Below are 19958 nucleotides of genomic sequence, written 5' to 3'. Positions count from 1 at the left end.
GCCGACGCCTTCAGCCGGGCCGGCACGGTACGTGTGCCGTAGGGAACCCGGTGGCGTCCTCCTGCGCGTCCGTCGACCTTGTGGACAGGCGTGAGGAGGGGGAATGACGGTGACACGGGATGATGCCGCGTCCGATCAGACAGTGTCGGAGCAGCGTCGGCGGGTGATGCAGGTCCGTAAACGTAATGGCGACCTGGAGTCGGTCGACGTCAACAAGATCGTCAAGGCGGTGGAACGCTGGGTCGCCGACCTGGAAGAGGTCGACCCGCTGCGGGTCGCGACCAAGACGATCAGCGGCCTGTACGACGGGGCTACCACAGCGGAGCTGGACAAGCTGTCAATCCAGACGGCGGCCGAGCTGATCGGTGAGGAGCCGCAGTATTCCAGGCTGGCGGCGCGGCTGCTCGCGGCGTTCGTGGACAAGGAGGTCCGCGGTCAGGGGGTGGCGAGTTTCAGCCAGTCCATCCGGTACGCGCACGGTCTTGGCCTGATCGGGGATGCGACCGCCGCTTTCGTCGCCCGTAACGCGCGCAAGCTGGACGACGCCGTCGACCCGGATGGCGATCTGCGGTTTGAGTACTTCGGACTGCGTACGGTCGCGGATCGGTACCTGCTGCGGCACCCGGAGTCTCGTCTGGTGGTAGAGACGTCCCAGTACTGGCTGTTGCGGGTCGCGTGCGGGCTGTCGCAGACGCCGGGTGAGGCGATCGACTTCTACCGTCTGATGTCCAGCCTGGCGTATCTGCCCAGTTCGCCGACCTTGTTCAACTCCGGCACCCGGCACACCCAGATGTCCTCCTGCTTCCTGGTGGACTCTCCCCGCGACGAACTCGACTCGATCTACGAGCGCTACCACCAGGTCGCCAAGCTGTCGAAGTTCTCCGGTGGCATCGGCATCGCCTGGTCCCGCGTCCGTAGCCGCGGTGCCCTCATCCGCGGGACCAACGGCAAGTCGAACGGCATCGTGCCGTTCCTCAAGACGCTCGACGCCGGAGTGGCGGCCGTGAACCAGGGCGGCCGGCGCAAGGGCGCGGCCTGCGTCTACCTGGAGCCGTGGCATCCGGACGTCGAGGAGTTCCTGGAGTTACGTGACAACACCGGCGAGGACTCCCGGCGTACGCACAACCTGAACCTGGCCAACTGGATCCCGGACGAGTTCATGCGCCGGGTCGAGGCAGACGACGACTGGTCGCTGATCGATCCCACCGACGCGCCCGAGCTGCCCGACCTTTTCGGCGACGCCTTCGACGAGGCGTACCGGGCGGCTGAGAAGAAGGCTGTCCGGACGGTCAAGGCCCGGGACCTGTATGGGCGGATGATGCGCACCCTGGCGCAGACCGGCAACGGGTGGATGACGTTCAAGGACGCGTCCAACCGGCTGTCCAACCAGACCGGAGCGCCGGGCAACACGATCCACCTGTCCAATCTGTGCACCGAGATCCTGGAGGTGAACAACGACACCGAGACCGCGGTCTGCAACCTGGGCTCGGTCAACCTCGGTGCCCACCTCACCGCCGAGGGCATCGACTGGGAGAAACTACGGGCAACGGTACGCACCGCCGTGGTGTTCCTCGACCGGGTGATCGACATCAACTACTACCCGGCCGCGCAGGCGGCGGCGTCCAATCCGCGTTGGCGGCCGGTCGGGCTCGGACTGATGGGCCTGCAGGACGCGTTCTTCGCCCTGCGCCTGCCGTTCGACTCTCCGCAGGCCCGGGAACTGTCGACCAGGGTGCAGGAGGAGATCCTCCTGACCGCCCTGGAGACCTCAGCCGGGCTTGCCGAGCGGTTCGGCCCCCATCCGGCCTACGCCGAGACCCGTGCGGCCCGCGGTGAACTGCACCCCGACCTGTGGGGTGCCGAGCCAGCCCAGGTCGACCGGTGGGCCGCGTTGCGATCGTCGATCGCGGCGCACGGCCTGCGGAACTCGCTGCTGGTGGCGATCGCGCCGACCGCCACGATCGCCTCGATCGCCGGCTGCTACGAGTGCATCGAACCGCAGGTGTCCAACCTGTTCAAGCGCGAGACGATGTCCGGAGAGTTTCTCCAGATCAACACGTACCTCGTCAATGAGCTGAAGCAGCGAGGGCTGTGGACGGCGGCGATCCGGGACCAGATCAAACGGGCGGATGGATCGGTGCAGGGAATCTCCGACCTCCCCGTCGAGGTACGGGAACTGTTCCGCACCGCGTGGGAACTGCCGCAACGGGCCCTGATCGACCTGGCTGCCGCCCGCGCACCGTTCATCGACCAGTCCCAGTCGCTGAACCTGTTCATGAGTGCGCCGACCATCGGCAAACTCTCGTCGATGTACCTGTACGCCTGGAAATCGGGACTGAAGACCACCTACTACCTGCGGTCCCGTCCCGCGACCCGCATCCAGCAGGCCACCGTCGCCGTCACCCCGGCCGCCAAGCCGATCGTCGCGGTGAGCGACGAGGAGGCGCTGGCCTGCTCCCTGGAAAACCCCGAAAGCTGTGAGGCCTGCCAGTGACCACCATTCCCGAATCCCGCACCAGCACCAGCACCACGATGGGGGAGCGGCACATGCTGCTCGACCCTGGCATGGATCTGACCCTCCGGCCGATGCGCTATCCGCGGTTCTTCGACCGGTTCAAGGACGCCATCAAGAACACCTGGACCGTCGAGGAGGTCGACCTGCACTCCGACCTCGCCGACCTGGCCAAGCTGTCCCCGGCCGAGCAGCACCTGGTGTCCCGGCTGGTGGCGTTCTTCGCCACCGGCGACACCATCGTCGCCAACAACCTGGTGCTCAACCTCTACCAGCACGTCAACTCCCCGGAAGGCCGCCTCTATCTCTCCCGTCAGCTGTACGAGGAGGCCGTGCACGTCCAGTTCTACCTGAACCTGCTCGACACGTACGTGCCCGACGAGAAGGAACGGTTCGCGGCGTTCGCAGCGGTGGAGAACATCCCCTCGATCGCCCGCAAGGCCGAGTTCTGCTTCAAATGGATCGATTCCCTCTCCGAACTGCGTGAGCTGAGGACTCGCGAGGACCGGCGGGCGTTCCTGCTCAACCTGATCTGCTTCGCCGCCTGCATCGAAGGACTGTTCTTCTACGGCGCGTTCGCCTACGTCTACTTCCTGCGTTCCCGGGGAGTGCTACACGGCCTCGCGTCGGGCACCAACTGGGTGTTCCGCGACGAGTCCATGCACATGGCCTTCGCCTTCGACGTCGTGGACACCGTACGCGCCGAAGAACCGGACCTCTTCGACGCCGACATGGAACAGCAGGTCAAGGACATGCTGGCCGAAGCCGTCGAATGCGAGGTGCAGTTCGCCGCCGACCTGCTCGAACAGGGCGTATCCGGGATGTCACTGCCCGACATGCGGGAATATCTACAGCACGTCGCCGACCGGCGCCTGGCCATGCTCGGCATCGAACCGATCTACGGCAGCCGCAACCCGTTCGCGTTCATGGAACTCCAGGACGTCCAGGAACTGTCGAACTTCTTTGAGCGGCGGGTGTCCGCCTACCAGGTCGGCGTGACCGGCTCGGTCAGCTTCGACGACGAGTTCTGATTCGCCGGCATCCTCTGATTCGACGATGTCCGCTGACCGGAGAGGCCGGTCTGCTGTCCTGGGCGGCGCTGCCGCCCAGGACAGCAACCACCCGGTCACAGCCATCCGCCACCGGTCGGAACACATCGGCCATGGCGCGAATCTCCGCAGGACAGGCCCGGACGTCACGACGCCCATATCGACCTTCCGGTCCAGGTGGCACCGTCTGATGCCACGGACGTCGAACGACAGGTCAACCCGACACCGCCCAGACACCGTCCCGAACATCGGACAGTCTGGCGCCGATCCCACCATCAGGCCCGTACGATGGCGGACGGTGCTGGTTCGCCCCACCCCGCAGGGTGGGGCGTCGCAAGAGGGAACCCGGTGAGAGACCGGGACTGCCCCGCAGCGGTGAGTGGGAACGACCGCCGTCAACGAAGCACTGGACCGGAAGGTCTGGGAAGCGACGGCCAGTAGGCGACCTGGTGTCATGCCCGCGAGTCCGAAGACCTGCCAGCGCTGCGCACACCACCCGGTGTGCGCCGCCGGCGGCCTCTCGGGAGGGTCAGGGCGGAAGCCGGTACCTCGCCGTACCCTGCCTTCCCCTCCCGTGCCCGCCGGGCACCTCGAGGGAAGGACCCCCTTTGATGAGTACCAGTACCGCATTCGGCCAGAGCACCGTGCTCGGCTATCCGCGCATCGGCGCCAACCGGGAGCTGAAGAACGCCGTCGAGGCGTACTGGGCCGGCAGAATCGACGCCGACCACCTGGAGAAGACTGCCGCCGGGCTACGCGCCGAGGTGTGGCGAACGCTGGCCAATGCCCGCCTCGACGCGATCCCGTCGAACACGTTCTCCTACTACGACCACATGCTCGACACCGCCGTCGCCGTCGGCGCGATCCCCGGTCGCTTCGCCCGGCTCGGGCTTTCCCCACTGGACACCTACTTCGCGATGGCCCGTGGCGTCGACGCCGAGCCCGCGCTGGAACTGACGAAGTGGTTCGACACCAACTACCACTACCTGGTGCCGGAGATCGGTCCGGACACCGTCTTCACCGCGAACCCGACCAAGGCACTGCGCGAGTACACCGAAGCCCGCGAACTGGGTATCACCACCCGACCGGTGCTGGTCGGGCCAGGCACGTTCCTGCTACTGGCCAAGGGCAATGACCCGTTTGCCCGCCTCGACGACCTCGTCGAGGCGTACGCCGGGATCCTCACCGCCCTGGCCCAGGTGGGCGTGGCCTGGGTGCAGCTCGACGAGCCTGCGTACGTCGTCGACCGCAGCCCGGCCGAGATCGACGCCCTGCACCGCGCCTACACCCGACTCGGTGAGATCGCGCCCCGGCCACGGATCTTCGTCGCCACCTACTTCGGCGAGCTCGGTGACGCCCTGCCGGCGCTGCTGGACACCCCCGTCGAGGCGATCGGCCTGGACCTGGTTGCCGGGCCCGGCAACCTCGACCGGCTCGCCGCCGCCGGTCCGCTACGGGGCAAGACGATCGTCGCCGGCCTGGTCGACGGCCGCAACATCTGGCGTAGCGACCTGCGGGCCGCCGTCGCCGCCGGGGCAACGGTCACCGCGTTGGCCGACCACATCGCCGTTTCCACCTCATGCTCGCTGCTGCATCTCCCGGTCGACCTCGCTGTCGAGACCCACCTCGATCCCGACCTGCATGCACGGCTCGCGTTCGCCCGGCAGAAGGTCGACGAGGTCGTCCTGCTCGGCCGTGCGCTGCGCGACCGCACCGCCCACCTGCCCGCACCGCTGCCACCCGCCCCGACGAAGTGGCGGCACGACGACGTACGGGGTCGACTCGCCGCGCTGCGCCCGGCGGACCGGCAGCGCGGCGACTACGCCAACCGGGCCGCTGCCCAGCAGCAGAGGCTGGAACTGCCGGAGCTACCGACCACCACGATCGGTTCGTTCCCGCAGACGGCCGAACTGCGCAAGGTTCGCGCCGCGTACCGGGCCGGCACCCTCGACGACGCCGACTACAGGTCTCGGATGCGAGCCGAGGTAGAGCACGTCATCCGGCTGCAGGAGGAACTGGGCCTGGACGTGCTCGTGCACGGCGAACCGGAACGCAACGACATGGTCCAGTACTTCGGCGAGCAACTCGACGGATTCGCCGCCACCGAGCACGGCTGGGTCCAGTCGTATGGCTCCCGCTGCGTCCGCCCGCCCATCATCTACGGCGACGTGGCGCGCAAGGCACCGATGACGGTCGAATGGTCCATCTACGCACAGTCGCTGACCAGCAAGCCGGTCAAGGGCATGCTCACCGGTCCGGTCACCATCCTGGCCTGGTCGTTCGTCCGCACCGACCAGCCCTTGTCCGACACCGCGGACCAGGTCGCGCTCGCCCTACGCGACGAGTGTCACGATCTGGAAGCCGCCGGGATCCGAGTGATCCAGGTCGACGAGCCGGCCCTGCGGGAGACTCTGCCACTGCGCCGGGCCGACCAGAATGCGTACCTGGACTGGGCGGTCGGTGCATTCCGGCTCGCCACCAGTGGTGTCGCCGACGATACCCAGATTCATACCCACCTGTGCTACAGCGAGTTCGGTGAGGTGATCAACGCGATCGCCGCCCTCGACGCCGACGTCACCAGCATCGAGGCGTCCCGGTCGAAGATGGAGGTCCTCGACGACCTCGCCGCCATCGGCTATTGCCGGGGCGTCGGCCCAGGGGTGTGGGACATCCACTCTCCCCGGGTGCCCTCACGTGACGAGGTGGTCGAGGCGCTGGTGCGGGCCGGCGCAGTCGTTCCAGCCCCGCGGTTGTGGGTAAACCCGGACTGTGGCCTGAAAACCCGTGGTTACCCCGAGGTCGAGACGTCGCTGCGTCACCTGGTCGCGGCCGCCGCCGAGGTTCGGCAGAACTGACCAGTCCGCCGCCGGGTGGGCTCCCAGAGAGCCCACCCGGCTGGCCCAGGATCGGCACTGAACTCGGCCAATCCGCCTTTGAATCTTCGTGGGGCGGGGCATGCCGCACGGGATCGGGGCGGAGTCGACGATTCAGTGGTTGTGGAACCGGAATCCGCTGTCGCGGGTGGAGCAACAGCGGCGTCAACCCTGGGTCGGTGCCGTCGATATCGGTTCGCGCCGCGAGCCAGTCGGTCAACAGGCGCGTGGTGTCCACGCCGAGCATCGGCGCCGCACGATCGATCAGGGTGGTCAGATCGGCGTGCTCGGTGGTGGTGACGGCCAGTTCGGGCGTCGTGGTCCGCCGCCATCCGGTCCGGGCGGTGTCGCGAGCCAGTCGTGTGGCGTCGGCCAGCCCGCGGCGGGCAAGCTGGGGGTCGGGGTCGACGGCCAGGGTCAGTGCGGCGCGTAGCCACGCGGCGGTCGCCTGCGGGCGAAGCAGTCGGTAGCCGGCTCTGCGTAGTTCGGTTCGTGCGTCGGCGTAGTTCGGTTCGTGGGTCGGCGTAGTTCGGTTCGTGGGTCGGCCAGTAGCTGCCACGGCAAGGCGGTGGGCAGTCTGTGATGCTGGGGGAGTAGCGCTGCCGTCGCTTCGCGTATCACGGCTGGTGACGGGTCGTGCAGCAGCGGTGTCAGCACGTCGATTTCGACGCCGTCCAACTTTCGTAGCGCTCGCACGGTGTGGGATCTGATCTTCCCCGAGGGATGGCTTAACAGCGGCCGTAGTAATGCGACATCGGCTGCTGCCCCGGTTTCGGCCAGCCCGTCGATACTGCCGGGCCCGGTTGGTGCCACGTCGGTTACGGCGGTGCGGTAGTGCCCGAGGATGTCCGTGCCGTGGCGGCGGGCGGCGTCGCGGGCGATTGCCCGTACCGGCGGGGACTCGTCGTCCAGATAGCCGGCTGCCTTCTCGTCGAGACCGGTGCGGAGTAGACCGGTCACCGCGTACGCCCGTACCTCGGCGTGGCGACTGTCGGCCGCCGGTGCAGCAGGTCGACCCGACGGGTCCACACGGCTTGCCGGCAGGCCGCCTCCGCGGCCTGCACGCGGATCCGCACATCAGGGTCCGACTCGGCCGCCGTAATCAGGTCCGTAGATTACCGTCCGGATCGCCGGCCAGCAGCAGAGACAGCACCATGACCAACTCCCTGGACAGCACGTCTAGGTACGACTGATCGGATGATGTAGCGTCCCCTGACACAACTGTCTTAGAGCCAACCCTGGCTGCCCGGCACGAGGGAAGCCGAACCGGAGGGACACAGCCGTGAGGTTCCATAGCGCAGCCCGCAAGGCTGGCCTCGTCGTGGCGATCGCCGCCCTGTCGTTAAGCGCGGGATGCGCCAAGAAGGATGAGGGCGAGGTCCAGGCGAGCGGGGTCAAGCTGGTCGCGGCGGGCAAGCTGACCGTCTGCACCCACCTGCCGTACCCGCCGTTCCAGTCGAAGGACGCCGGTGGCAAGGTGGTCGGATTCGACGTCGACCTGCTGGACCTGGTCGCCAAGGAGTTGGGCGTCGAGCAGACGATCGTCGACACGCCGTTCGAGGGCATCAAGTCCGGCCAGGATCTCAACACGGGCAAGTGCGATGCAGCCGCCGCCGGTATGACGATCACCGAGGAACGGAAGAAGGTAATGGACTTCTCCGATCCCTACTTCGACGCGACGCAGGCAATGCTGGTCAAGGCCGGCAAGCCGTACAAGTCGTTCGACGACCTGCGGGGCAAGAAGCTCGGCGTCCAGGCGGCGACCACCGGCCGCGACTACGCCCGCAAGTTCGAGAAGGAGAAGGGCCTCCAGCTCGTGGAGTTCGAGGACCTCGCGGCTCTTCAGCAGGCCGTCGCCAGCGGCCAGGTGGAGGCCGGCATCAACGACCTGCCGGTCTGGACCGAGTACCTCAAGGAGAACCCGGGCGGCTTCGTGGTCGCGGCCGAGTTCGACACCGGCGAGCAGTACGGGTTCTCGGTGAAGAAGGACGGCAACCCGGAGCTGCTCAAGAAAATCAACGACGTGCTGGCCAAGGCCAAGCAGGACGGCACCTACGACACGATCTACGAGAAGTGGATCGGCAAGCGGCCGGCCGCTTGATTTGAAGTCGCATGACCGGAGGGCGCGCGCCGCGCGCCCTCCGGATCGGCAACCTCGGGTAGCAAGGAGCATCGAACCGTGAAGCTGCGACGCCGCCAACGAGAGCGGCTGTCTCTCTGGCTCCAGTACCTGGCCTTCCTCGCCGTCATCGCGGTGGTGGCCTTCGCCGCGGACTGGGGCAGGCTGAAAGAGGCGTTCTTCCGCGTCGACATCATCGAGTCGATGTTTCCGGAGATCATCACCGTCGCGCTGCGTAACACGATCCTCTACACGCTGGGCGCCTTCGCCTTCGGCCTCGTGTTCGGCACCATCCTCGCGCTGATGCGGCTGTCCCGGGTGGCCCCGTACCGCTGGGTGGCGACGGCGTACATCGAGCTCTTCCGGGGTCTGCCCGCCCTGCTGGTGCTCTTCCTCGTCGGGTACGGCATCCCCATCGCCTTCCCGGAGCGGGAAATTCCGGGTGGCGTGTTCGGTTCGATTGCGATCGGTCTCGGGCTGACCGCCGCGGCCTACATGGCCGAGACCATTCGCGCCGGCATCCAGGCCGTACCGAAGGGGCAGATGGAGGCGGCCCGCACACTCGGCATGTCGCACTTCACCGCGATGCGCACCATCGTCATCCCGCAGGCGTTCCGGATCGTGATCCCGCCGCTGACGAACGAACTCATCCTGCTCACCAAGGACTCGTCGCTCGCCTACGTGCTCGGCGTGACAGCGCAGACCATCGAGGTCACCAAGTTCGGTCGGGACATGCTCAACGACCGGGTGAACGCCACCCCGCTGCTGGTGGCGGGCCTCGCCTACCTGGTCATCACGCTGCCCCTGTCCCAGGTGGTACGACGCCTCGAACTCCGCTACGCGAAGGCTCGGTGACCCACATGACGACGGCCCAACCCCGACCCGCAGTCGAGATTCGCGACCTGCACAAGTCCTTCGGAGCGCTCGAAGTGCTCAAGGGCATCGACTTCGAGGTCGGCCACGGCGAGGTGGTCTGCGTCATCGGACCCTCCGGGTCGGGCAAGTCGACCCTGCTGCGCTGCGTCAACCTGCTGGAGGAGCCGACCGCTGGTCGGATCTGGGTGAACGGCATCGAGATGACCGACCCGGATGTCGAGATCGACTCCGTACGGCGCGGCATCGGCATGGTCTTCCAGTCGTTCAACCTCTTTCCGCACCTGACCGTGCTGGCCAACCTCACCATCGCCCAGCGCCGAGTACTCCGCCGTGGACGTGCCGAGGCTGAACGGACCGCGCGGGACAACCTGGAGCGGGTCGGTCTGGCCGACAAGGCAGAGGCGTTCCCGGCGCAGCTCTCCGGCGGGCAGCAGCAACGGGCGGCGATCGCCCGATCGCTGTCGATGGACCCCAAGCTGATGCTCTTCGACGAGCCGACCTCCGCCCTCGACCCGGAACTGGTCGGCGACGTGCTCACCGTCATGCGGAAGCTGGCCGAGGATGGCATGACGATGATGGTGGTCACCCACGAGATGGCGTTCGCCCGGGAAGTCGCTGACCGGGTCGTGTTCATGGACGGTGGCGTGGTGGTCGAGCAGGGGCCGCCGCAGGAGGTGCTCGGCGCGCCGCAGCATGAGCGCACCCGCTCGTTCCTGTCCCGGGTCCTCGACCCGACCCACATCGCGTAGCTAGGTAGCCCGACCGGTCTACGGAGCCGCCGCATCCGTCGGGCGACGACCGCCACAACGTGTGACGAATACTTCGTCGGCACTCCGCGTACGCCTGTGAACTACCCGGTTCGCTTCCCCGCCGTACGTTGCTGCGTCGTCGGGGTCATCGGCTTGCCCGGCTGGCCGGCGGGATGCGGGCACCGAGGCGGGATGCCTAGGAGCGTCGTCCGTCGGGAGGCGGCAGACTGTCAGGCGTGACCGGGGTGACTATCGCTGCGATCGCTGTATTCCCTGCAGGAGCAGTTCGATCAGGCGGCGGGGGTCGTAACGGGGGTCGCTGTCGTGCCCGATGCACAGGTTTCCGACGCCGCGCATGAGTTCGTAAGGCTGGATGCCGGAGGTGATCTCACCGGCGTCGGCTGAGGCTTGCAGTAGCTGTGCGCAGACAGGAAGCAGCCGGTCGAGGAAGTACGTGTGCAGAGCCTGAAAGCCGCTATCGCCCGATTGCAGGGCGTTGGCCAGCCCATGCTTGGTGACCAGGAAGTCAGCGAACAGATCGACCCATTGGCGCAGCGCCGCGAACGGTGACTCGGCTGCTTCCAGTAGGGCTGGGCCTGCTTCGGCGCAGACTTCCACCTGGTGACGGTAGACGGCAATGACGAGATCGGCTCGGGACGGGAAGTGGCGGTAGATCGTCCCGATGCCGACGCCCGCTCGGGTGGCGATCTCACGTATCGGCGCGTCGACGCCGGAGGTGACGAATACCGCGGCGGCGGCGTCAAGAAGCGCCTGCTCGTTTCGTACGGCATCAGCCCGCCTGCCTCGGGCCGGGACTTGCGCAGGCTGACTCGCGGCCACCATGTCTCCTCTGCATCACACTTGACTAAACGGAACGAGGTTCCGTATCGTTGTGGAACGACGTTCCGCTTCGAGTCTAGCGGAAGCGTTCCGGTCGCCCCGGCCGTGCAGACGACCACCGGTGGCGGACAGCGGATCTACGAAAAGGAATCCACGTCCATGAAAATATCGGCGCCCACTCCCGTCTTCTCAGTCAACCCCGTAGTGCTACCCGCCCCCGGCCGTGCCGTGGACCTGCAGGTGCGGGTCTCCGCCCCAATGACCGGAAGTGGCCTGCCGATCATCCTGCTCTCGCACGGACTGGGCTCTTCCCACCACCTGTCCTCACTCAACGGCTACGCCCCCCTTTCCGGCTTCTGGGCCGCGCAAGGCTTCGCCGTGATCCAGCCCACCCACCTGGATTCGAAGACGCTCAGCCAGAATCCCGCCGTGAACCCCAGCGGCCACGACCCGCAGCACTGGCGAACCCGCGCCGAGGACATGAGCCAGATCCTCGACCAACTCGACGTTGTCGAAGCCGCGGTCCCGCAACTGGCCGGGCGCCTCGACCGTGGCAAGGTAGCGGTGGCCGGGCACTCGATGGGCGGGCACACTGCCAGCCTGCTGCTGGGCGCACGCCTCACTGATCCCCGTGACGCAACGGTCGTGGACCTAGCCGACCACCGGATCAAGGCAGGGGTGCTGCTCGCAGCCACCGGCCGGGGCGGCGACGCCGTCACCGCATTCGTGACCGAGAACTATCCGTTCCTGACGACCACTGATTTCTCCGCCATGGCCACACCTGCCCTCGTGGTGGCCGGAGACAAGGATGACTCCGCCTTCCTCACGGTCGCGGGCCCGGACTGGCACGCCGACCCGTACCACCTCGCCCCAGGCCCGAAAGCCCTGCTCACCCTCTACGGTGCAGAACATTGCCTGGGCGGAATTTCCGGATACGACGTCGCCGAGACCACCGACGAGAACCCCGCCCGGGTCGCGACGATCGCCCTGCTCACCAGCGCGTATCTCCGCAGCCATCTCTACCCCGGCGATCCCGCCTGGCAAGTCGCTCGCGATGCACTGGCAGCCGACCCCAATGCGTCGGGTCGCATCGACTGCAAGTAAGCGGCACAAAGTCCGGCAGTACCTACGGTCCGACTGGGCAGCTTGGTGCCGTCACCTCGGTACAAAGCTGCCCAGTTGATGGACGAACCCCGAACCGCGTCAGCTCACACAGGCGGGCTGGTGTTGCAGGTGGGAGGCCAGATGAAGCGCCGCCCGTCGTCAAGCGGCTAGCCGAACGCACGCGGCCTGCGCCAGCCCGCGGCGAGGACCGGACCTCGAGCAGGCTGTCCCGAACTGTTTCGCAGAGGAGATGGTCAGGGCAAGGCAGATCCGGAAACGGCAGCGGGCGGTATCGGGTATGGGGAACCGACAGGGCTGTACCGTCACGTCGTGATTGATCAAGGGTTTGTGTGCCGGGGCTGCGGGCAGCGCCATGAAGGTGTTCCGTTCTCGTACGGTGCGCAGGCGCCGGCGTACTGGCAAGACGAGCTTGCCGGGGACGAGAGCAGCGTTCTTGAGGAGGAGATTTGCATCATCCAGGCACGGCACTACTTCGTCCGGGCGCGCCTGGTCATCCCCGTCCTTGATGTCGGCACAGACTTCGAATGGGGCGTCTGGGTGTCGCTGAGTAGGGACAACTTCCGCCGAACAGTGGATCTATGGACGACTCCCGGCCGGGAACAGGAGTCGGCGTACTTCGGCTGGCTGTCCACCCAGCTTCCTGTCTATCCGGCGGAAACGCTGAATCTCAAGACCGAGGTGCACACCGATGAGGTCGGCACCCGGCCGCATGTGATCCTCGAACCGACTGATCATCCTCTGGCGGTGGAACAGCGCACCGGCATCACGGTGGAACGAGTGCAGGAAATCGCGGAGCTGGTCCTCCATCCCATGGCGTGACACGCCGCGCGATGCATCCAGTTCATGAACTGGCATCGGAAGCCGGCCAGGACTGCTGCGGTCCTTTTCGGCCTGGGCGTCGGTGCCACGGTCGGTCCGTCCCTCGGGCCGGCCGCCGTCCGGTCCGGCGTCGCGATTACCGCGCTTGGCATCGGACTCTCCCTAATCGGTACGACGGAATCTGATCTCGTGGGGATGACCTGGTCGACCGCGACGAGGATGCCGGGGTGGCCGGCGACGAGACGACTGCGGGAACAGCGGTCGCCGCGGAACGACGCCGGCGGATTCGAAAGCCCCACACTCGGCGGCCTGGGCACCCGGGTGGAACAAATCCTCGAACTAGCTGAGGAGCAGGCCGGTGACCACTGCGCCGAGGCGCGGCTTGAATCCGAAAGGATCGTGACCGCCGCCCGGCGGGAGGCGGATGCGATCCTGAACCGGGCGCGTGAACAGGCGGTTGGGATCACCGGCAGGGGCCGGGATTCATCTCCGACACCGCCCACTCGTGGGCCGTCACCGAACGACGATCCGAGCCGTCACGCCTGACGGGTGACGAGTGACGAATGACGGGTGACGGGTGACGGATGACGGATGACGGGTGACGGATGACGCGTTGATTGCGGCAGACCAATGTACCCAACTCTGGTCAGGCCGGGTCGGTGTGCAGGGGCCTGGGAGCGCCGTTCCACGTCCAAGAGGCTGGCGCCGGTAAGCCGGGGAGAGCTACTCGTCCTGTGGCCCACAAGAGTGTCGGCCAAGGTTCGCTGTCCGTGGGCGCGGAGGGGAATAGCCGGCGCAACGCCCCCGTACAAAGATCGGCAGGTGGAGACCAGGTGAGATTCAACCCGGCGGCCACGTCGTACATGTGCACTAGGACCTCGACCACACCCATCGCGGCAAACCCGGATACGTCGGACGGGCCGTACATGTGAAATGACTGCCGATCCGGTGGCACGGTTTCGATTATGGCCGCCAGCATTGCCCCGCAGGTCTCGAACACCTGCACCAACCCGGCCGGGCCCTCGGCCGGGTCCACGAAGACCGTCAACGCCGGGGCGCCCTCGCGACGTCGGCACCAGCCGAACGGGACGTGGGTGGTCGTGGACGGGCTCGCCGGACCGAGCTGAGCGGCATATACGAAGAGGTCGTCGCTCATGTGCTCGACGGTCTCCCAGCAACTCCAGCCAAGTCCGCCGGCCGGCGTGTGCCAGTCGAGGTGGGTCGCTGTCGCGAGAGTTCGACGGGCAAGTCCCACTACGCGTCGGACGTCTTCAGCGATCATCAGATGATTAGGGAAGAACGGTGAGCTGCTGCGCAAGCCATTTCCCGCCATCGGCCAAGCGAAGTGGCTGAGCCGGCCACCACACTGTCAGCGGGACGAGTAGTCGGGTGAGTGGCCGGTCTCGCAGGTGCGGTCCCTGGCGTCTGCTCGGCGGCATGAGTGGACGTTGGGGTGTGGCCGCATCGTCAGGGCCCGGCAGCCACCTGCTCAGCTGTCGAACCAAACAACCAGCCGCACATTGTCGTCGCCATGCCGCTCGGCAAGGTTGCGCATGGTGTCGAACAGCGCGCGCAACTGCGGGTCGACGCGCAACACGTCGCCGTGGGATAGGCGCTCCACACGCCACAATCGATCGTGCGTACGCCATGCGGTCCCCTCGGGGTAGCTGCTACCCCGAGGGTCGGCGTCCTCGCCGGCCACCGTCCGCCAGGCATTCCCATGGCGGGCGGACTTGCCGACGAAGCGTGGGCCTTCGCCTGTCAGCTCGTACTCGTGGATCCGGTCGTCCACGCGGGGCGCCTGCGTCGTCCAGTCGACGCGGGCCAACTCCGCCCACGCCACCCAGGTGTGATCGTGTTCGCCGTCCGTGAGTTGGAGACCGAGTAGGTCGGAGCTTGCGTCTTCCGGTAGGCCACGGCCGGACGCAACAGGTGCGAACCCGGCGTAGTTCCGCACACCGAACAGCAGTCCGAAGGCATCGTAGTGACGAGGTAGGGCATCCAGACTGAGGTCGGCAAGTAGCCACGGTGAGCCCGGCCCGGAGGGCCGAATTTCTAAGCCGCCTGCGATATCGGTGCCCACGCCAGCTCGCCTTTCATCAGGACGACCGGAACGCTGTCCAGTGCCGAGCGATCCGCGACCCGGGTGCGCGACGACCATACGCGGTCCCGGCCAACGCATTCATTTCAGCACGTGCGGCCGGCTGACTTGCCGGTCCCGCTGGTGCGGCCCCTGATGCCCGCTTGGTGGCATGTGCGGGTGCTGTGTCTAGGCTTTGGGACGTGTCCGATCTTCACGCGACCCTCGCCGCCATTCTCGACCGTGGACGGCCCGAGGAAGAGGGGGAGGTGCTGCTGGCCGCGATCATCGACGGCGGCGTGTACATCCCAGTTGATGGGCAAGGTTCGGTCATCTTTGTCGGCGTCGATGACTCCGGCCCGGTCCTACCGGGGTACGTGAGCGACACCTGCCTTAGACAGTGGCTGCCGTCATCAGCCGACGCGGTGCTCTGCGACGCGTTGCGTCTGATCGACATCGCCGAGCACACCGGTGTGCACACGCTGGCGGTCTTCTCGACCGAGCAATGGGCCAAGGTACCGCTCGGCCTGGTGGCCCGTACGCTACGTGACCGGGGCATGCGCACGCAGGGTGAGCAGACCGTCGAGCTGATCTGGTCGACGCATCCGCTGGCGCTGGCACTGCGGCAAGCGTTCGCCGAACGGATACTGTCGTTTCCCGCCGTCCGAACGGTTTGGCTCGCTCACGCCCGCTGGGGCGGATCCGACAGTGAGCAGCTCATGGTTCACATGGACGTGGACGCATCTGCACCGGAGGCGGCGAATGCTCTGCTGGATGCCGTTCTGAGTAATGATGTGAAGCTGCGTCCGGGTGACCCTCTCGTGGCATTGCGGGTGTTTCAGCCAGAGGAGACCGACGCGATCCGGGAGATCGACCGGCTGGGTCTCGATACGGTACGCGCTCACCACGCCCTGTCCCAGGTGGAGATCATCTCGCGACAGTTCGACTGATTTGGCCTTCCCTGCGGACCGCAGCGGACCTTCGGTCTGGCGTCGGCCTGCTGCTCGGTGCGACGACACTGGCGGGAACCGGGAACTCCGCTTTCGACTCGTCTTTACAGGTTTCGCGCCGGCCGGCTGCGGCGAACAGCCGGGCGAAGACGAAGCATGCGGCGATGAGCGTGAGGAAGGCGATGCCGGCGACCAGGAGGTACACCGTTGCGTGCCAGCTCATCGTGGTGGGTGTGCCCCTCGGGGTGCCGAGTGGCAAGCCCTCCACGGAGTCGGTGGAGAAATGCGGCCGCGCCGAGCATCCCGGCACCGAGGACGCTGATCAACCGTGGTTCCCACGTACCTCCGGGATTCGCCGCCGAGGCCGAGGACTCGGCGCAGCCCGATCGCACACACCAGGAACAACGACCGCTGGTCGCGAAGTTGACGATCTGGATCCACCCTTGGTCGCCGTTGCTTAGCATGCTGGCCGGGTGCCGGCGACGACGCGCTGTGGGCCCGCATCCGCCGATGTCGAATCCGTCCCTGCTGAGCATCTGCAGGACGACCACGACGATGTAGAGCGGTCCGGCGACCATGCCACAGGTCAGCACCGTCCTCGTTGATCCGGCGATTACCCCGGGATTCCGCCGGCGGCGGAGGTGATGTTGTGGGTCATCAGCGGTCACCGTTGGTCTCGGGGGCGAAGTGCTGCACCGCGAACGCGATGGCCGCAGCGATGTCGTCGTCACCGGTTGCCCAGGCAGCCTGGATCACGGGCCCCCAGACGTGGCAGCTGCGGATGGCGAAGTTTCTTCCCTCAGGGGTGTCCAGCCACGTGGCGGGATCAAACTGCACGCCGTGCAGGAAGAAGTCGAGGCAGAGCAGCGTGAGGTCCCAGCCACAGCCGATTCCGATCGTGCCACCGGGACCGTACGTACGCACGAGCTCGTCAACGATCTGGGTGGGTGAGGCGTGCTCCAACTCGAAGACGGTGTCGCCGTCGTCGCCGGCCGCCAGGCGCACCTCGACCTCGGTCGGCATGCCTTCGCCCAAGACCCAGGTCACCTTGATCAGGTGGGTTTCTCACAGCGCAGGATCTCGCCACCAGCGTTGTCCTTGAGCTGGAAGGTACCGCCGACCCGCAGGTCGCCCTCGATCGGGCCCAGCCATCGGCTGAGCCGCTTCGGGTCGGTGCAGGCGTTCCAGACGTCCTCCTAGGAGCGTCGTAGACCCGGCTCAGCAGCACCGATCGCCCTTCGCCGGTGGTCACCGCCTGATTGCCGATCTCTCGCTGGGTGGCATTGATCTGGTTGACGATGTCGAACATGTTTCGCCCTCGCTATCGGACTTAGCTTCCTGACGACGATCTGGTGTCCCGACAGCGTTGTCATGGTTGGTTAGCCGCTCGCGGCGTTGGCGTTTGCCACGGACGAGTTCGGTGGCCCGTTTGCCACGGACGAGTTTGGTGGCCTACGCGTCGAGGCGCTGGCCCCAGAACTGCCGGAAGCGCTCCAGCCAGATGTCGACCTCCTGCAGAGGCGCTGCCTCCACTGCGTAGAGACGTCGCGTACCGTCCGGACGGACGGTGACGAAACCCGACTCCCTCAGCACTCACAGGTGTTGCGACACCGCAGGTGACGAGATGCCGAACTCGATTCGGATGACCGCGCTGACGGAACCGACGGCCTGCTCCCCATCGGCGAGCAACTCCAGTATTCGGCGTCGCACCGGGTCGCCGAGGACATCGAACGCGTCCACCCGGTCACTGGGTCAGCCTTGACTTAACTAAGTCAAGACTCAAATAGATGGCGAAGATGCCCTGGCGCGCTGCTCACCACGCGGAGCGGTAGCCGATTGACCTGATAGGCATCTATGCGGTGTTGTTGATGGAGTTGGTGACCCGGCGGCCCCACCTGCTGGGCACTGCGGCCAACCCGACCGGTGACCGGGTGGCTCGACAGGCTCGCAGCCTGATACTGGAACTGGGGTGCAGCGTGGGTGCAGCGTGGGTGCAGCGCGGGAAAGTGCTGCCCGAGCTGACCAGCGAGGAGGGGAAGGCCGGGTAGCCGAACCGAGTTTTCGAACGGGACAGGCTCCGCATCGCCGCGCTCGGCCTGAATCGGGTACTTCTCGCTCACGACGGCGCGGTCAGCATCCTCGCCGCTTGGCTGCCCCCGCTCCGTTACCTCGGATCAGTGGCCTGTCCTCGCCGTTCTGGCCATTTGCCGAAGACGGTTACGGCAGCGACCGGCCCGTAAGGGTTGAACGCGGCGTATGGATTCACGCAGCATCAGTCAGGCAGGTCGGCGATCCGGGTCGATAGTTTGCGCAGCACCGCGAGTTCGTCCGGATTTAGATGATCGAGGAAGCGCGCTCGTACGGAAACGACATGGTGCGGGGCGGCTTCATCCAGCACCCTGAAGCCATCGTCGGTCAGGTGCAGGATGCAGCCTCGCGCGTCCTGCGGATCGGGCTCCTTGTCGATGAGTCTCCGCGCCTGCATGCGGGTCGCGTGGTGGGACAGTCGACTGCGTGACCACTCCATTTTGGCGGCGAGGTCCTTGAGCGCCCACCGCCGGTTTGGCTTCTCCGACAGGGTGCTCAGCACCTCGTAGTCAGCCGGTGACAGCCCTGAGTCGCGAGCCAGGTCCCGGCTGAGTCGTTCGGGCAGCGCTATCAGCAGACGCCGAAAAGCGCGCCACGCATGTTCCTCGTCCTCGCTCAGCCAGGCAGCGTCCACCCGGTTACCCTACACCTCATTGACATGTCATAGATACCCTGGCTAAGGTCTGTGACATGTCATCAAATCTATCGAGGACACCACGGCACGTGCTGGTCATCGTCGCGAGCACCCGCCCCGGACGGCTGGGACCGGCAATCGCCGACTGGTTCGTCCAGGCAGCCCTTCCGGCGGCCACGGCCAGTGGGGTCACCCTCGACATCGCGGACCTGGCCGACATCGGACTGCCGCTGCTCGACGAGCCCGAGCATCCCTCCAGCGGTACCTATGTACACGAGCACACCCGCTCGTGGAGCCGACAGGTTGCCGCAGCTGACGCATTCGTTGTGGTGACACCCGAGTACAACTACGGCATGCCGGCGGCATTGAAGAACGCCTTCGATGTTCTCTACCACGAGTGGGCGTGGAAGCCGGTAGGTTTCGTCAGCTACGGCAACACCTCGGCCGGCACCCGCTCGGTACAGATGACCAAGCAGGTCGTCACCACCCTGAGAATGTTGCCTATCGGCGCCACCGTTGCCCTACGCATCGCCGAGAGCATTAACGACGGGCAGGTACTGCAATCCGCAGGACTCGATGAATCCGCTCGCCGAATGCTGCTTGAACTGAGTCGAGTGGCCTCCGCGATGAGGCCCTTGCGCACCGAGCCCGACGGCGAGGTCGCCGGCGTGGCCGGGCCGGTCGACGGACTCAGGCTGACCATGGCCCAGCCTGACGACCTCGCCGAGTTGCTCGTGCTCCAGCGGTGCTGCTGGGTGCAGGAGGCCCTCGCGAACGACACGCTCGACCTGTCGCCGCTACGGGAAACACTCGACGAACTGCGCGAATCGATGTCAACCTGGCAGGTGTGGTGCGTACGCCGACAAGGGCGCCTCGTCGCAGCGGTCAGAGCCCGGGCACATGAGCGCGCGTGGCTGATCGGTCGCCTCATGGTGGCCCCCGACCAGGCCGGGAACGGCATCGGTAGCTGGCTCCTCTCATACGTCGAACAGCAGGCCCCCCAGGAGGAGACCGCGTACTACGAACTGTTCACCGGCCATCGCAGCATCCACAACATCAAGCGGTACGAACGCGCCGGCTACGTCCTCACCCATGATGAAGACGTTCCGCATGGCAGTGTCCGCCTCACCAAACAGCGGCAACCGGCCGCCTTCGTCATGTGACCAGACTCCGCCGCCAGAAAGGGCTGCGGGCTCGCCGACGACAAGCGGCCGACCCCACCGCTACAGCTGTGGCAGTACGCA

The 19958-nt window shown here is 66.5% G+C and carries 20 protein-coding genes, 1 pseudogene and 1 riboswitch; of the genes and pseudogenes, 13 read left to right on the top strand and 8 right to left on the bottom strand.

From position 1 onward, the window contains the following. The first annotated feature begins 103 nt into the window (after positions 1–103). From FHR38_RS00210 to FHR38_RS00195, 4 genes are all read left to right on the top strand, one after another. Entirely contained in the window at positions 104–2494 is a 2391-nt protein-coding gene (locus FHR38_RS00210; RefSeq protein ID WP_184531695.1) for a ribonucleoside-diphosphate reductase subunit alpha, read from the top strand. Between the two features lie 38 nt (positions 2495–2532). Next, on the top strand, positions 2533–3543 hold the full coding sequence (locus tag FHR38_RS00205; RefSeq protein ID WP_221449273.1) for a ribonucleotide-diphosphate reductase subunit beta: 1011 nt from the start codon (positions 2533–2535) through the stop codon (positions 3541–3543). 303 nt (positions 3544–3846) lie between these two features. Then, positions 3847–4057, top strand: a riboswitch (cobalamin riboswitch). A gap of 115 nt (positions 4058–4172) precedes the next feature. Continuing rightward, positions 4173–6416, top strand: coding sequence for a 5-methyltetrahydropteroyltriglutamate--homocysteine S-methyltransferase (metE, locus tag FHR38_RS00200; protein WP_184531691.1), 2244 nt, complete (start codon positions 4173–4175; stop codon positions 6414–6416). 100 nt (positions 6417–6516) lie between these two features. Next, positions 6517–6867, top strand: a complete 351-nt coding sequence (locus FHR38_RS00195; protein WP_184531689.1) for a hypothetical protein — start codon at positions 6517–6519, stop codon at positions 6865–6867. Here FHR38_RS00195 and FHR38_RS00190 read toward each other — a convergent pair. Further along, positions 6852–7394 carry a HEAT repeat domain-containing protein gene (locus FHR38_RS00190; RefSeq protein WP_184531687.1) on the bottom strand — a complete coding sequence of 181 codons (543 nt, stop codon included), beginning with the start codon at positions 7392–7394 and terminating at the stop codon, positions 6852–6854. The genes FHR38_RS00195 and FHR38_RS00190 overlap by 16 nt on opposite strands. 322 nt (positions 7395–7716) lie before the next feature. Between FHR38_RS00190 and FHR38_RS00185 the strand changes: the two genes are divergently transcribed. The 3 genes from FHR38_RS00185 (at position 7717) to FHR38_RS00175 (ending at position 10178) form a co-directional block, all read left to right on the top strand. Next, positions 7717–8535, top strand: coding sequence for a basic amino acid ABC transporter substrate-binding protein (locus tag FHR38_RS00185; protein ID WP_184531685.1), 819 nt, complete (start codon positions 7717–7719; stop codon positions 8533–8535). Positions 8536–8613: 78 nt separating this feature from the next. Further along, entirely contained in the window at positions 8614–9408 is a 795-nt protein-coding gene (locus tag FHR38_RS00180; RefSeq protein WP_184531683.1) for an amino acid ABC transporter permease, read from the top strand. A 5-nt stretch (positions 9409–9413) separates the two neighbouring features. Further along, positions 9414–10178, top strand: a complete 765-nt coding sequence (locus tag FHR38_RS00175; protein ID WP_184531681.1) for an amino acid ABC transporter ATP-binding protein — start codon at positions 9414–9416, stop codon at positions 10176–10178. Positions 10179–10427: 249 nt separating this feature from the next. Here the strand turns inward: FHR38_RS00175 and FHR38_RS00170 are convergent, their stop codons facing one another. Then, positions 10428–11021: a TetR/AcrR family transcriptional regulator gene (locus FHR38_RS00170; protein WP_184531679.1), complete on the bottom strand. Its 594-nt coding sequence runs from the start codon at positions 11019–11021 to the stop codon at positions 10428–10430. A gap of 132 nt (positions 11022–11153) precedes the next feature. Between FHR38_RS00170 and FHR38_RS00165 the strand changes: the two genes are divergently transcribed. From FHR38_RS00165 to FHR38_RS31435, 3 genes are all read left to right on the top strand, one after another. Then, on the top strand, positions 11154–12122 hold the full coding sequence (locus FHR38_RS00165) for an alpha/beta hydrolase family protein (RefSeq protein ID WP_376771456.1): 969 nt from the start codon (positions 11154–11156) through the stop codon (positions 12120–12122). A 330-nt stretch (positions 12123–12452) separates the two neighbouring features. Further along, the gene (locus tag FHR38_RS00160; RefSeq protein WP_184531677.1) at positions 12453–12962 is read left to right on the top strand and encodes a DUF2199 domain-containing protein; all 510 of its coding nucleotides are present in this window, start codon (positions 12453–12455) and stop codon (positions 12960–12962) included. A gap of 965 nt (positions 12963–13927) precedes the next feature. Continuing rightward, a complete protein-coding gene (locus FHR38_RS31435) occupies positions 13928–14089 on the top strand; it encodes a hypothetical protein (RefSeq protein ID WP_221448848.1) in 162 nt (53 codons plus the stop codon). 362 nt (positions 14090–14451) lie between these two features. Here FHR38_RS31435 and FHR38_RS00150 read toward each other — a convergent pair whose 3' ends face one another. Then, complete coding sequence (locus FHR38_RS00150; protein WP_184531673.1) at positions 14452–15045, bottom strand: hypothetical protein; 594 nt, start codon at positions 15043–15045, stop codon at positions 14452–14454. A gap of 266 nt (positions 15046–15311) precedes the next feature. Between FHR38_RS00150 and FHR38_RS00145 the strand changes: the two genes are divergently transcribed. Further along, the gene (locus FHR38_RS00145; protein WP_184531671.1) at positions 15312–15992 is read left to right on the top strand and encodes a hypothetical protein; all 681 of its coding nucleotides are present in this window, start codon (positions 15312–15314) and stop codon (positions 15990–15992) included. Positions 15993–16096: 104 nt separating this feature from the next. On the opposite strand, the gene FHR38_RS33425 is transcribed toward FHR38_RS00145, so the two are convergent. From FHR38_RS33425 to FHR38_RS00130, 4 genes and pseudogenes are all read right to left on the bottom strand, one after another. Beyond that, on the bottom strand, positions 16097–16570 hold the full coding sequence (locus FHR38_RS33425) for a DUF998 domain-containing protein (protein WP_376771455.1): 474 nt from the start codon (positions 16568–16570) through the stop codon (positions 16097–16099). Between the two features lie 79 nt (positions 16571–16649). Continuing rightward, positions 16650–17039 carry a hypothetical protein gene (locus FHR38_RS31735; RefSeq protein WP_246446206.1) on the bottom strand — a complete coding sequence of 130 codons (390 nt, stop codon included), beginning with the start codon at positions 17037–17039 and terminating at the stop codon, positions 16650–16652. A gap of 5 nt (positions 17040–17044) precedes the next feature. Next, positions 17045–17140, bottom strand: coding sequence for a hypothetical protein (locus FHR38_RS31730; protein ID WP_246446806.1), 96 nt, complete (start codon positions 17138–17140; stop codon positions 17045–17047). A 307-nt stretch (positions 17141–17447) separates the two neighbouring features. Continuing rightward, positions 17448–17732, bottom strand: a pseudogene (locus FHR38_RS00130) (ArsR/SmtB family transcription factor); the annotation flags it as partial. Between the two features lie 128 nt (positions 17733–17860). On the opposite strand from FHR38_RS00130, the gene FHR38_RS00125 reads away from it, so the two are divergent. Next, on the top strand, positions 17861–18040 hold the full coding sequence (locus FHR38_RS00125; RefSeq protein WP_184531667.1) for a hypothetical protein: 180 nt from the start codon (positions 17861–17863) through the stop codon (positions 18038–18040). Between the two features lie 224 nt (positions 18041–18264). Here the strand turns inward: FHR38_RS00125 and FHR38_RS00120 are convergent, their stop codons facing one another. Beyond that, complete coding sequence (locus FHR38_RS00120; protein WP_184531665.1) at positions 18265–18714, bottom strand: MarR family winged helix-turn-helix transcriptional regulator; 450 nt, start codon at positions 18712–18714, stop codon at positions 18265–18267. A gap of 56 nt (positions 18715–18770) precedes the next feature. Here FHR38_RS00120 and FHR38_RS00115 point away from each other — a divergent pair, with 56 nt between their 5' ends. Further along, a complete protein-coding gene (locus tag FHR38_RS00115) occupies positions 18771–19877 on the top strand; it encodes a bifunctional NAD(P)H-dependent oxidoreductase/GNAT family N-acetyltransferase (protein WP_184531663.1) in 1107 nt (368 codons plus the stop codon). The last annotated feature ends 81 nt before the right edge of the window (positions 19878–19958 follow it).

The organism is Micromonospora polyrhachis, assembly GCF_014203835.1.
GTDB classification, from domain to species: domain Bacteria; phylum Actinomycetota; class Actinomycetes; order Mycobacteriales; family Micromonosporaceae; genus Micromonospora_H; species Micromonospora_H polyrhachis.
Note: the sequence above shows the minus strand (reverse complement) of the source record. Positions and strands in the feature narration are given on the sequence as shown.